General features: G+C 36.1%; 11 protein-coding genes and 1 riboswitch. All 11 genes read right to left on the bottom strand.

The genetic code is table 11. The annotated features are described in order from the left end of the window. Positions 1-49: 49 nt before the first annotated feature. Positions 50-1,336 carry an EF-P 5-aminopentanol modification-associated protein YfmH gene (gene yfmH, locus BAQ48_RS25685; RefSeq protein WP_071713252.1) on the bottom strand — a complete coding sequence of 429 codons (1,287 nt, stop codon included), beginning with the start codon at positions 1,334-1,336 and terminating at the stop codon, positions 50-52. Beyond that, entirely contained in the window at positions 1,337-2,611 is a 1,275-nt protein-coding gene (yfmF, locus tag BAQ48_RS25680; RefSeq protein WP_071713251.1) for an EF-P 5-aminopentanol modification-associated protein YfmF, read from the bottom strand. Between the two features lie 209 nt (positions 2,612-2,820). Beyond that, positions 2,821-3,780, bottom strand: a complete 960-nt coding sequence (locus BAQ48_RS25675) for an ABC transporter permease (RefSeq protein WP_000008854.1) — start codon at positions 3,778-3,780, stop codon at positions 2,821-2,823. Further along, positions 3,781-4,839: an ABC transporter permease gene (locus BAQ48_RS25670; protein ID WP_001085256.1), complete on the bottom strand. Its 1,059-nt coding sequence runs from the start codon at positions 4,837-4,839 to the stop codon at positions 3,781-3,783. Next, on the bottom strand, positions 4,832-6,364 hold the full coding sequence (locus BAQ48_RS25665; protein ID WP_000456910.1) for an ABC transporter ATP-binding protein: 1,533 nt from the start codon (positions 6,362-6,364) through the stop codon (positions 4,832-4,834). The genes BAQ48_RS25670 and BAQ48_RS25665 overlap by 8 nt, the downstream gene beginning before the upstream one ends. Before the next feature lie 118 nt (positions 6,365-6,482). Then, entirely contained in the window at positions 6,483-7,559 is a 1,077-nt protein-coding gene (locus BAQ48_RS25660) for a BMP family lipoprotein (RefSeq protein WP_071713250.1), read from the bottom strand. A 94-nt stretch (positions 7,560-7,653) separates the two neighbouring features. Next, positions 7,654-8,379, bottom strand: a complete 726-nt coding sequence (locus BAQ48_RS25655) for a GntR family transcriptional regulator (protein ID WP_000114180.1) — start codon at positions 8,377-8,379, stop codon at positions 7,654-7,656. Between the two features lie 231 nt (positions 8,380-8,610). Next, positions 8,611-8,712: riboswitch (purine riboswitch) on the bottom strand. Between the two features lie 203 nt (positions 8,713-8,915). Next, complete coding sequence (locus BAQ48_RS25650) at positions 8,916-11,297, bottom strand: DNA translocase FtsK (RefSeq protein WP_071713249.1); 2,382 nt, start codon at positions 11,295-11,297, stop codon at positions 8,916-8,918. A 214-nt stretch (positions 11,298-11,511) separates the two neighbouring features. After that, the gene (locus tag BAQ48_RS25645) at positions 11,512-11,715 is read right to left on the bottom strand and encodes a YlzJ-like family protein (RefSeq protein ID WP_071713248.1); all 204 of its coding nucleotides are present in this window, start codon (positions 11,713-11,715) and stop codon (positions 11,512-11,514) included. Then, complete coding sequence (tepA, locus tag BAQ48_RS25640; protein ID WP_071713247.1) at positions 11,712-12,461, bottom strand: translocation-enhancing protein TepA; 750 nt, start codon at positions 12,459-12,461, stop codon at positions 11,712-11,714. Before tepA ends, BAQ48_RS25645 begins: the two co-directional genes overlap by 4 nt. Positions 12,462-12,564: 103 nt before the next feature. Then, positions 12,565-14,235 carry a ribonuclease J gene (locus BAQ48_RS25635; protein WP_071713246.1) on the bottom strand — a complete coding sequence of 557 codons (1,671 nt, stop codon included), beginning with the start codon at positions 14,233-14,235 and terminating at the stop codon, positions 12,565-12,567. Between the last annotated feature and the right edge of the window lie 347 nt (positions 14,236-14,582).

The raw sequence follows: 14,582 nt of genomic DNA, 5'->3' as shown, positions 1-14,582 counted from the left end.
CCCTCATCTTACAATTTTTCAATAATAAGATGAGGGTATCTTTTAAATTTTATTTTTTCGGTAAAACTTGACAAACACTCATTTTTTCTTCTGATAATAATAATTTCGCTACTTCTTGTAAGTCTTGAACGGTCAGCCCTTCTAATACAGTCAATGCATCGAATAAGCTAGATTCATTAAACGCATATCGCGTAAACTGATTTGCAATATACTCTGGTGAATTTAACGAGCGTAAAAAACCACCAATTTTCTTTTTCTTCACTCGCTCTAATGCCGACTCATCTAATTGATTATAATCTGTTTTTAATAAAATATCTTTCAAACGCTCTGCCAATTCATCCGGACGCTTCGTATCGCCGCCAACCATTGCAAAACCAAAGTTATTTTCTTCCGTATAATCATACGAGAACGAATCATCAATAAGCCCTTCATTATATAAAGTTTCGTAATGAACAGAACTTTTCCCGAATAAATAATCTAAAAGTAAAGTAAGCGCGATTTCTTGTTTTAAAAGAGCATTTCCTTTTTCTTTTAAATTTGTCGCTTTAATACCTACTAAACATTTCGGTGTTTGGACAGGCATCGAAATGATTTTCTTCTTTTCATTTACTTCATTTGGCTCTTCTTCAAATGAACGTACAATTTCTGGCTGATTTTTATAATCTTTTTTCGCTTGATTTTCACGTACTAAATCCATAGTTTTCTCTGGATCAATTGCACCAACAACAAATAGTAACATATTACTCGGATGATAAAATGTTTCATAACATTCATATAATAAATCTTTCGTAATTTTACTAATAGACTCAATTGTCCCTGCAATATCAATTTTAATTGGGTGCTTTACAAACAAACTATCAATTAACCCAAAGTATAAGCGCCAATCTGGATTATCTTGATACATTTGAATTTCCTGCCCGATAATCCCCTTCTCTTTTTCAACTGTTTTTTCAGAGAAGTAAGGCTCTTGTACGAAGTTTAACAATGTATTTAAATTTCGTTCTACATTTGATGTACATGAAAAAAGGTAAGCTGTTCGTGTAAAGGATGTAAAAGCATTTGCCGATGCTCCTTGTTTACTAAACAATTGGAAAGCATCATGGTCTTCTTTTTCAAATAATTTATGCTCAAGAAAATGAGCAATCCCATCAGGTACACGAATCATTTCTTCTTTACCTAATGGTACAAATGTATTATCCATAGAACCATATTTTGTCGTAAACGTTGCAAACGTCTTATTAAAGCCTTGCTTTGGTAAAATATATACATCTAATCCGTTAGGAAGTTTTTCATAATAGAGCGTCTCTTTTAATTGCTCATAAACAATCTTCTCCATTTATTCTCCCTCCGTTCCATGTAAAAAGTAAATTGTATCTAGTTCAATATTTTTTGCCACTTTCACAATCTCTTCCTTCGTTACACTTTCAATACCCGTAAGCCATTCTCCAACTGGGCGCGTACGATCCGAAATAATACCATGATACAGCATTTCCACAAATCCGCGCGGTGTATCAATCGCTTCTAATATTTGATTTTGAATGACACTTTTTGTTTGATGCATCTCTTCTTCAGAAAACTCTCCGTTTTGCATCGCCAGCATCTGCTCTTTAATAATTTCAACTGCTTTTTCATAATTTTTCGCTTCGATTCCTGACATAACAAACAATAAACCTTTATGACTCTCAAAGCGCGACGCTGCATAGTACGCTAAGCTATTTTTTTCACGGACATTTACAAATAATTTCGAGTGAGAGAATCCTCCAAATAACCCGTTGAACAATTGCAGTGCAAAATAATCTTCATCTTTATATGTGACAAACGTACGATAGCCAATGTTTAATTTACTTTGTTTTAATTCTTGTTTTTCAACAATTTCTTTTTCTTCATTATTTCGCTTATGAAGGAGTACATTTCTTTCTTTCACAGGACGCGCCGAAACAGAAAAATATTTACTTACAAGATCAACTGCGTTTTCTGAAATATCACCAATAATATAAAGATCCATTTCATCTTCCGCTAACACTTTTTGATAATATTGATACAGACTTTCATTTGTAATAGAAGAAACACTCTCTTTTTTTCCATTTGCACTTAAACGATATGGTTCTACTTTACACATTTCTTCGATTAACCGCTCGTTTGCATAGCGCATTTTATCATCATAAGTAGCTTCAATTCGTTGCAAGAGCGCTCTCTTTTCACTTTCTACAATAGAAGGTAGAAAACTGTTCCCCTCTGTTGCTGGATGTAAAACAATATCCGATAACATAGAAAGCGCTTTTTCAAATAACGGTGGTGCATCATGTAAATATACTTCATTTGCAATGTCTACATAAATGGAGATGATGTGATCTTCCCCTTTTTTACTTACATCTACCGCCAAAGAAGATCCATATAATTCTTCTAAATATTGACGAAGACGAATTACAGAAGGTAGTTTTTCTGTCGCACTTTGCAATACATATGGCAATAGGGCACGCTCTGTCACCGTCTCCTCACTCAAAGGTGCTTTAAAACGAAATACAAACGTATTCGTTTTATATTTATCAGTTGGAATAATATGTACGCGCAAACCACCTAACTCATGTAATTGTTGTTCCATCAGTTTCATTTATAGCCCTCCTTTACGTATGTAGGAATATTCCTCTTCAATATACAGTTTTTAGAAATATAAAATCAACTTTTCTTCCTTATTATGCTTACATATGATTCTTTCTAAAAACTTTAGTATGTAAGGAATATGGAAAAATCCCGTATTAAACATATTCTATGTAAAAAAGCCCGCACTAATGTGCGAGCTTTTTTATGCTTACAAAATTCTTATCGTTTTCCTTTTTCATAAGGTGTTCCTAATGCTTTCGGCGCTTCCGAACGACCAACAAAACCAACAAGTGCTAATATTGTGAATACATATGGTAATATCGTTAATAAAACACTTGGAATTTGATCTAATACAGGAATTGTTCCACCTGTTACGCTAAGCGATTGTGCAAAACCAAAGAATAGTGCTGCGCCTAATGCACCTAGTGGATTCCACTTTCCAAAAATCATAGCAGCTAAAGCTAAGAAACCTTGTCCTGTAATAGTTGCTCCAGAAAAGTTATTAGAAATTGACATTGCAAAAACTGCCCCACCAATTCCAGCAAACACACCTGATATACAAACACCGATATAGCGCATTTTATATACATTAATCCCCATCGTATCGGCTGCCATTGGATGTTCACCAACAGCACGTAGACGAAGCCCAAACGGCGTTTTATAAATAACATACCAAACAACGAATGCTAAAATAATGGCAATATACGACGTTATCGGTACGTTTGAGAAAAATACTTTCCCTATAACAGGAATATCCGAAAGACCTGGAATGTCAATCTTTTCAATACGGTACTGAATAAAGTCAGTCTGTCCTTTATCAAAAATCTTCTTAATTGCAAATACTGTTAAACCAAGAGATAAGAAGTTAATCGCTACACCACTTACAACTTGATCAGCTCGGAATGTAATAGATGCTACCGCATGAAGTAATGCGAATAATCCACTACCAATTGCCGCAAATAATAATGCAATCCATGGCGTCATCGTTCCCCAAGTATCGCCCATTAATAGGTTTGTAACAACTCCAATAAATGCACCAAATAGCATTAGTCCTTCTAATCCGATATTTACAACACCTGATCTTTCACTAAATACACCACCTAGTGCTGTGAAAATTATAGGTGCTGATGTATATAACGTACCCGTCACAAGAATGGCTAATATATCTAAAAAGCTCATTTATTTCCCCTCCTTGCTCATGCGTGTAAGCGCCCATCTTAACACATAACTACATGCAACAAAGAAGATGATACACGCAATAATTACGTTAATAAGCTCTGATGGTACATCTGCCTCAAAGTTCATTTGAGGGGAAGCACTTTTCAAACCGCCAAATAATAATGCTGAAAGAATAATACCAAACGGGTTATTTCCTCCAAGGAGCGCTACGGCAATTCCGTCAAATCCGACTCCCGTAAACGAAGACATCGCTGTCATACTTTGGAATGTTCCTAATCCTTCCATTGCTCCACCAATCCCTGCAAATGCACCAGCAATTGTCATAGAGAATACTACATTACGAGAAACTTTCATACCTGCATATTGAGAAGCATGTTGATTAAATCCTACTGACTTTAATTCGTAACCTAAAGTTGTTCGATCTAATAAGAACCACATTAAGATAGCTACTAAAATGGCCACAATAATTCCCCAGTGAAGGCGTGAACCATCAGTAATGGAAGCAAGCCAATCAGAAGATAATGACGCACTCTCTTTAATGTCGTACGTTTTATCATTACCCTCATGTAAAAAGCGCTTAATGATGTCATATGTTACAAATAACGCGATATAGTTCATCATAATTGTTACAATAACTTCATTAACTTGAAACTTTCCTTTTAAGTATCCAGGAATAAAGCCCCATATTCCTCCCACCAACGCTGCAAATAAAATAGATAATGGAATGTGAAGAACAGCTGGTAGCGAAACTGCATAACCAAACCAAACTGCCGCAAGCCAACCAACTAACAATTGACCCTCTACTCCGATATTAAATAGGCCTGTACGAAATGCAAACGCCACAGATAATCCAGCAAGAATAAGCGGTATCATTGTACGAAGCGTCTCACCAATTGCACTTGCACTGCCGAACATTCCTGTCCAAAGTGCACTATAACCAACTATTGGATCATACCCACTAACTAGCATTACAATTGCTCCTACAAGTAAGCCGAAAATAACGGATAGTACTGGGACTAAAATATTTATCGTTCGTTCTGTTAAAAGTTTTTTAGCCATTTGTACCCACCTGCTCTTTCTTTGTTCCTCCAGCCATTAACAATCCAAGCTGTTGTTCGTTCGTTTCTTTCGCATCAACAATTGCCACAATTTTCCCTTCGTAAATAACAGCAATTCGATCACTAACATTTAAGATTTCCTCTAACTCTAGTGATAAAAGTAGCACTGCTTTTCCTTTATCCCTTTGTTCTATTAATCTCTTATGAATAAATTCAATTGCTCCCACATCTAAACCACGTGTTGGTTGCGCAGCGATTAATAAATCTGGATCACGGTCTACTTCACGTGCAATAATTGCTTTTTGCTGATTTCCACCAGATAGAGCACGCGCTAACGTTTGCTCACTTGGCGTACGTACATCAAACTGTTCAATAAGCGCCTTTGCTTTTTCTGTAATTTTGCTGAAATTTAAAATCCCTTTTTTTGAAAACGGATTTTTATAGTAAGTTTGCAGAACTATATTATCTCTAACAGAAAAATCAAGAACGAGTCCGTGTTTATGACGATCTTCTGGAATATGACCAATTCCTTCTTCTGTTATTCTTCTAACAGGCCAATTCGTTATTTCTTTTCCTTTAATTGCAATAGAACCTGACTCAACTTTTCGTAAACCAGTAATTGCTTCTATTAATTCACTTTGTCCATTTCCATCAATCCCTGCAATACCAACAATTTCCCCCGCACGAACAGTTAAGTCAAGGCCTTTTACAGCAGGTAGTTGGCGCGCATCGTGAACAACAATGTTTGCAATTGAAAGTACTTCTTCTTTTGGCTTAGCGTCTATTTTTTCTGTTTTGAAATTCACTTGACGTCCGACCATTAATTCTGCAAGTTTATGTTCATCCGTATTTGCAACGTCAACCGTTCCAATCCCTTTTCCTTTACGAATAATTGTACAACGATCGCAAACTTCCATAATTTCTTTCAACTTATGTGTAATAAGAATGATAGATTTACCTTCTTGTACAAGCTTTTTCATAATTTGAATAAGCTCATGAATTTCTTGTGGTGTTAACACTGCCGTCGGTTCATCAAATATTAAAATTTCTGCCCCTCGATAAAGTGTTTTCAAAATTTCAACACGCTGTTGCATACCAACAGAAATATCCTGTATTTTTGCATATGGATCTACAGCTAAACCGTATTGCTCAGACAATTTTTGGATTTCTTTAGCAGCTTCTTCAACAGCAATTTTCCCTTTTTTCTTCGGCTCATTTCCGAGAATAATATTCTCAGTAACTGTAAAATTATGAACAAGCATAAAGTGCTGATGGACCATCCCAATACCAAGGTCATTTGCTATATTTGGGTTTGTAATTTTTACAGGTTTCCCTTTAATTTTAATTTCACCTTGTTCTGGCTGGTACAAACCAAATAGTACATTCATCAATGTGGATTTCCCTGCACCATTTTCTCCAAGTAAAGCATGTATTTCTCCCTGCTTTACTTGCAGCGTAATATCATCATTCGCTACAATGCCTGGGAATACTTTCGTAATGTTATTCATCTCAATTACGTATTCCATTGTGTTCCTCCTTTTAACAGGGAACATTCCCCTATTACACTATTAACTTATTAAGCAATTTGGAAGTTTTATACATACAAAGGTTAGTTCTATGAACTAACCTTTGCTATTTCTCTATTTATTTTTTTAGAGAAGCTTCATATTCTTTATACTCTTTATCTGTAGCTGGCACTTTAATTTCACCATCTGTGATTTTCTTTTCAAGCTCTTCTACTTTTGTTAAAATTTCAGGATTAACTTTTTTCACGTTGTCAGTTGTTTTTGCAATACCAACACCGTCATCTTTTAAACCAAATGCTTCTACTTTACCGCCTTCTAATTTACCATCTTTTGCTTCTTGTGCTACTTTTTCAACAGCGATATCTACACGTTTTACCATTGAAGTTAATGTTACGTTTTCAGGCATACCTTCTTGATGTTGGTCACGGTCAACACCGATTACCCAAACGTTCTCACCTTTTTTCTTACGGTTTTTCGCTTCAGTGAATACGCCGTTACCTGTACCACCAGCAGCATGATAAATTACATCTACGCCTCCACCGTACATTGCTGAAGCAAGAACTGTACCTTTTTCAGGCTTATCGAATGCTTCTGCATATTCAGATACGATTTCAATGTTTGGATTTACTGCTTTTGCACCAGCTTTAAATCCATTTTCAAATTTACTAATTAAATCACTCTTCATTCCACCAACAAATCCTACTTTATTCGTTTTTGTTGACATAGCTGCCACCGCACCTACAAGGAATGACCCTTCATGATCTTTAAATGTAATGCTCGTTACGTTTGGTGCATCTACAACAGTATCAACGATTGCGAATTGTTGTTTTGGAGATTCTTTTGCTACCTCTTTAATTGCACCTTCTAATTTATAACCAATTCCGAAAGATAAATCATACTTATCTTTCGAAAATTTCTTTAAGTTTGGAATATAATCTGCTTCTTTTTCAGACTGTAGGTAACGATAATTTGTTTTTTCTTTTAATTTATTATCTTTACCAAACTTTTTTAAACCTTCCCAAGAAGATTGGTTGAATGATTTATCATCAACGCCCCCAACATCTGTAACCATACCAACTTTAAACTCTTTATCATCTTTTTTGCCGCCATCCGCTTTATCCGAATTACCACATGCACCTAACACTGTACTTGCTGCTAACGTTAACGATAATAATAGACCTGTTTTTTTCTTCATACTAGAAACCCCTCCTAAAATAATAAATATATCTCTTTATTCTTACGCTGCTGTCCCTAACTTCTTGCTGTCACCTCCCTAAAATGGAACATGCCTACATACGCTTTCTTAATACGTGGAAGCTAAACTTATCAGCTCTAAAGTAATTGATAGAATACAAAATTGGTTCATCATTTTGATCATAGTGCATTTGCTTTAAAACTAGCAGCGCCGTTTCAGGTTCACATTCTAAAATCGGTGAAATTTTCGGATGATAACCTATTGGCTCAATGTGAGCAACCGCGTACGTAATACGTTTGTGCGTATTATTATGTATAACAGTAAGCAACGATTCCTCATTGTATCCTGATAAATCTGGTAAAATCTCTTTTGCCAGTTTATCAACGCAATATACAACTGGTTCCCCATCTGCTGTACGCACACGCTCAATCATTACTGCATTAAATCCATCTTCACAATTAAATTTCTCTTTTTCTTCTTCTGTTAAAGTTGTTGTAGATGATGATAAAAAGATTGTTCCTGGTGTTTTCCCCACACTAGAAATCATATCTGTAATACTAGAAAGTTGCTCAATTCCAGAAGAAAATAGCGGTTTCGCATTTACAAATGTCCCCACACCATGTCTACGAATAACAACATTTTCTTCCTCTAAAATACGCAGTGCTTCCCTTAAAGTTGCTCTACTTACGCCAAGTTCTTTCGCTAAATCAAACTCTGACGGTAACTTTTGTCTTTCTTTGTAAGCTCCATCTTTAATTTTTTCTTTGATGTGATCTATCACCCGTAAATATAGGTGACGACTATCGGATTTTACTGACATAAGACTCCCCCGCATTTCAATTATTCGACCTCTGATGTAAGACTTCTTTTCTCTTTTTTCAACTTACAACATAGTAAATTACTAAATACTAAAAATAAACATAATCGTCGAATAAATATTAATAATTTTTCAAGAATAAATTTTCACTCTTTACTCCATAAAAAAAACTTTGCACCATAAACATTCCTCATATCGAGAAAAAGTTCGGCACAAAGATTCCTTACATCCTTTGTTACACACTTTTCCCCTCATAGTCCAGCAATTCATGGTTGCTAGGTAGAAACTTATGGACCTTATCTCCAAGATTATATGAGGCAGTGATTCTTTTCGAAGTAATCTTACCACTTGCTCCCATACGTGTCAACAAAATTTAACATTTTTCTACATTGAATATCGAACGTTTATAAAAATCATACTCGTAGTATTCGCATTCTAAAGAAATTACCTAGATGTAAGCCCTTTCTTTATCGTTGACTATAGTATATAACAAAAACAGCATATAAAAAAGCCTAATTGTAAAAACAATTAGGCTTTTTTTAAGAACTTTTTTCTTGCACATCATTTATAAGTACTTCTCTCGGTTTACTACCTTCATAAGGGCCTACTACACCATTCATTTCCATTGCATCAATTAAACGAGCAGCTCGCGTATACCCTACTCTAAATCTACGTTGCAGCATAGAAACAGAGGCCGTTTGCATTTCCACTACGAGTTGAACTGCTTCATCATATAATTCATCTTCTACTTCCTGCTTTGTATCAGGAACATCTTGCGGAATCATATCTTCTTGATATTGTGCTTTTTGCTGCCCAATAACATATTCTACAACTCTTTCAACTTCATCGTCTGATAAAAATGCGCCTTGTACACGCACAGGCTTCGATGCACCAATTGGTATGAACAACATATCCCCTCGGCCTAGCAGCTTCTCTGCACCACCACCGTCAAGAATTGTACGAGAATCTGTTTGAGAAGATACAGCAAATGCAATACGTGATGGAATATTTGCTTTAATAACACCGGTAATAACATCAACTGACGGACGTTGCGTCGCGATAATTAAATGAATACCAGCAGCACGCGCCATTTGTGCTAAACGCATAATTGCATCCTCTACATCTGAAGAAGCAACCATCATTAAGTCTGCCAGCTCGTCCACAATTACTACAATATACGGTAATTCAGGTTGTTTCGCTTCTGATTGACTGTTGTGCTCTTTAATATAGTCATTGTATCCTTCAATGTTACGCGTTCCACTATGAGCAAATAATTCGTAACGACGCTCCATCTCACTTACAACTTTTTTCAAAGCCTGTGACGCCTTTTTCGGATCAGTTACAACTGGCGTTAATAAGTGCGGAACACCATTATATACATTTAACTCTACCATTTTCGGATCAATCATCATTAATTTTACTTCATGCGGTTTTGCACGCATTAAAATACTAACAATAATACCGTTAATACATACACTTTTCCCACTACCAGTCGCACCAGCTACTAGTAAATGGGGCATTTTATTTAAACGAGCTAATACCGCTTCCCCTGTAATATCTCGTCCAAGACCAATTAATAGCTTTTCTTCCGGATGATTATTAGCCTTTGAATCCAGAACCTCTCTAAGCGTTACCATAGAAACTTCCGAATTCGGAACCTCAATCCCTACAGCTGATTTCCCGGGAATTGGTGCTTCAATACGAATATCTTTCGCCGCTAATGCAAGCGCTAAATCATCACTTAAACTAACGATTTTACTTACCTTCACTCCCATATCCGGATATACTTCATACTTCGTAACTGCCGGACCTCTATGTACTTTGGTTACTTTCGCTTTCACACCAAAACTTTGGAATGTCCGTTCTAATTTACGAGCATTTTCGTAAATCTCCGCATTTTCATTTGTCACTTGTTTATTTTTTGGGAATTTCAATATATCAAGAGAAGGAAGCTTATAGTCTTTATTTTCCACATTTGAAAATTGCATAGGAGGTGCTTGCGTTTCCGCCTCTAACGATTCAACAATTTTTTCTCCACGCTTTTTCTTTGGCTCCTCAACAGGTGGAGCTTCTTCGATAAACGGAGAAGGAATCGACTCTTCTTGTTCTACTTCGATTCGTTTATCCTCTTCTTCATTTACAGGATAATTCTCAGTGAAATTTGAAATAATCGGAGGATCAATTTGGATTTCTTCCACTGGCTCAATAATTTCTTCTTGTTCTGCAGCACGTCTGCTCCGTGTACTTCTTGTTGTTTTTTTCTTTTCTGTTTGTTCAGCGGCTCTTTTGGATCTCCAATCTTTATAATCCCCTTGCACCACTTCAAATTGACTTCTAAGAATTCTACCAACCGGAGCTAGCACTTCTCCAATATGTTTATTGGTTATACAGAGTATTCCAAGAATAACCAATATAATCCCGATAATATAGGCTCCTACTTCATCAAATAAGAAGTAGCATGTTGCGAACATAAGCGCACCAAACATACCTCCACCTAAATGAACACTATCTGGCCCCTTTTTCATTTCAAGAAAGAAGTTATCTTTCGTACTCACAATAACAGAAGTATTTTGCACTGCTCCATCTTTCGTAAGTAGGTTAAATAATGTAATATGACTAAACATTAATATCGCCAATACAATTAAATAAAATCCAATTAACCTTTTATTTAAAAGGTTTGGCCATCCACGTTTTATAACAAAGGAAACCGATAAAGCTATTACACCTAACACACCAATTATGTACCACTCACCAAAGAAGAAGCGAAAAAACAACACAAACGATTTTCCTACAACACCTAGCTGTAAAATCGTAATGATTGAAAGTGCAAAAAGAGTTAAACCAACGATTTCATAATACAAAGTTGGCTTTATCGTACGTCTTGCTTTCGCCTTCGTCCCTCTTTGCTTTTGTTTTGCCATTTCTTCACCTCACGTTCTGCATATAAGAAAAACTTCCTTCTAAAAAGCCCTACTTATATGTCTGTTTTCTCTATTTTTTCAGGTCTTTATATCTTCTATTTTTACACTTCCTGTAAAATGCTAAATAAACAGAAGAAAGCAGCCTACTCATGGCTGCTCAACCGTCTTGTTTTTTATATTATACCATAGCTTCTAAGCAAAATCCTTCTTTTTGCTAAAAGGTTATTTTCTGTCCAGGCTCATAATCTAAGTAATCAAAAGGATTCGTACTTAACACGCGTACAATAGAATAACACCCATGTTCCTCTTCAGAAACCATTAATTCCACACCATTTATATTTACAACTTTTTGACTTTCACACTGTGAATAATCGGCTGGATACACAAGTTGCTCTGGCATAATTGTATATAAAATCATTGTAGCATTGTCCCTTCAGCATTATTATCCATGCGTGCATCTATTAATTCATTTAATTTTCGAAGTGCACTGCCAATACCACCAACATCATCTATAAGTCCATACTTCACTGCATCTCCACCAATTACATTCGTCCCAATATCCCGCGTTAAATTCCCCTTCGCAAACATCAGCTCTTTAAAACGATCTTCCGTTACTTTCGAATGCTTCGTCACAAATCGAATGACTCTTTCTTGCATTTTATCCAAATACTCAAATGTTTGTGGTACACCTATAACAAGACCGGTTAGACGAATTGGATGAATCGTCATCGTCGCAGTTTCCGCAATAAATGAATAATCAGTAGAAACAGCGATTGGCACACCAATAGAGTGCCCCCCACCTAAAACAAGAGATACCGTTGGCTTTGAAAGCGAAGCTACCATTTCAGAAATTGCTAGCCCAGCTTCAACGTCACCTCCAACTGTGTTCAATATTAAAAGTAAACCTTCAATTTTCGGATTTTGTTCAATCGCGACAATTTGCGGAATGATGTGCTCATATTTTGTTGTTTTGTTTTGCGGAGGTAACTGAACATGACCTTCCACTTGCCCAACGATTGTTAAACAATGAATACGTGATTCGTTCATTTGTGGCACATTCGTTTGTCCAAGCTGTTGAATTTTCTCTACTATCGAAGCTTCTTTCCCCGTTTCTTTTGGCTCAGCTTCTTTCTCTTCATTTGCATTACGCTCACGTTCTGTCATATCGCATCCCCTTTCACTCGTATATCACTATTATTTCTTAAGTTATAAATTTCATTCGACGGAGTTGGAAAAGAAAAAAGATCACCCGTAAAGGTGACCTTTTTTAAACTTCCATAATAATCGGTAAAATCATAGGTTTTCTCTTTGTCTCTTCGTACAAGAACTGACCTAATAATTCACGAATATTTTGTTTTAACATAGACCATTCAATCGAATACTCTTTAATTGATTGCTCAACAATCATGCGTACAATCTCTGTAGATCTGTCAATTAACGCCTCTGATTCACGAACGTATACAAAACCACGTGAAATAATTTCTGGACCAGAGATTATTTTCTTTTCATCTTTACCAAGTGTTACAACAACTACTAATATTCCATCTTGAGATAACATCTTTCTATCTCGAAGTACAATATTACCAACGTCACCTACACCTAATCCATCGATTAATACATTACCAGCTTGTACTTTGCCAACTAAGTTTGCTTCATCGTCACCAAAAGCAATTACATCGCCTTTTTCTACAATAAAGATATTTTCTCTTGCAATACCTACATCTTCAGCTAAATATGCATGTGCTTTTTGCATACGGAACTCACCATGTACGGGTACAAAATACTTCGGTTTCATTAAATTTAACATTAATTTTAATTCTTCTTGACTACCATGACCTGAAACGTGTACTTTTCTTTCGCCGTAATAAATTACTTCCGCTCCAGCTCTAAATAATAAGTCAATAATTTTCGAAACAGAAATTTCATTACCTGGAATTGGAGAAGCCGCAATAATAACAGTATCACCTTTACGAATTGAAATTTGTTTATGCGCTTGCTTCGCCATTCTAGAAAGGGCTGCCATTGGCTCCCCTTGACTACCTGTCGTCAAAATAGCTACCTTTTTCTCTGGGAAGTTATCTACTTCTTGTAGCGAAATAACCATACCCTCTGGAACATTTAAATAACCAAGGCGTCTAGCAATGTCTACTACTTTCACCATACTACGTCCCACTACCGCTACTTTTCTGCCCGTTTCAGCAGCCGCATCAAACACTTGTTGAATACGGTGTACATTCGATGCGAATGAAGCAACAATAATTCGACCTTCTGCGCCGTAGAACACTTTAGAAATTTCTACACCAACTTCTTTTTCCGAACCTGTATAGCCTGGACGCTCAGCATTTGTACTATCAGATAATAAGCAAAGTACGCCTTCATTTCCGATTTGCGCCATTTTCCCAAGGTCTGCTCCACTATTTCCAATTGGAGTTTGATCGAATTTAAAGTCTCCCGTATATACGACAGCACCTTTTGATGTATGGAAACAAACGCCAACAGAATCTGGAATACTATGTGTCGTTCCAAAGAATGACACTGTTGTAGTATTAAACTCTACTGTTGAATTTGCGTCGATTGTTTTTAAGTCTACACGGCCTAACATGCCCGCTTCACCAAGTTTTTCTTGTATAAGTCCTACCGTTAATTTCGTTGCATATACTGGAATAGATAATTTACGAAGTACGTAAACAATTCCACCAATATGATCTTCATGACCGTGAGTAATAAATAAACCTTTTACTCGCTCTTGATTTTCCACTAAATATGTAATATCAGGAATAACAATATCAATTCCAAACATTTCATCTCCTGGGAACATTAATCCTGCATCTACAATAAAAATTTCAGAATCAATTTCAACACAGTACATGTTTTTCCCGATTTCACCTACTCCACCAAGAGCAAATACTTTAACAGACTCATTCTCTTTTCTCTTCATGTTGTTGCCTGGTTTAAAAATCTTGCAAACACTGATTTCACTAAAATTGCAGAGACACCAGGGGAAACTCTGCAACCACCATATATTCACCGTCCAAGACGAATGTCCTTACCGTTATGCGATATCATGTCCTTGTTTATTTTTTAAACCAGGTTTCACCTCTCTTTCATTATATAAATCAAATATCTTATTCGATATGATATGAAAATTTAACCAAATTATAATTTTTACCAATTTTGCTAAGCATACCCGTACTAAGCTACTTAGCCATATTATACCTGATACAAGAAATAGAACACAAGTTAAATCGTGAGAAAGAAAAAGGAAAAGAACGGATTTCCAACAAA

Origin of the sequence: Bacillus luti, from assembly GCF_001884105.1 — a bacterium.
GTDB classification, from domain to species: Bacteria; Bacillota; Bacilli; order Bacillales; family Bacillaceae_G; genus Bacillus_A; species Bacillus_A luti.
Note: the sequence above shows the minus strand (reverse complement) of the source record. Positions and strands in the feature narration are given on the sequence as shown.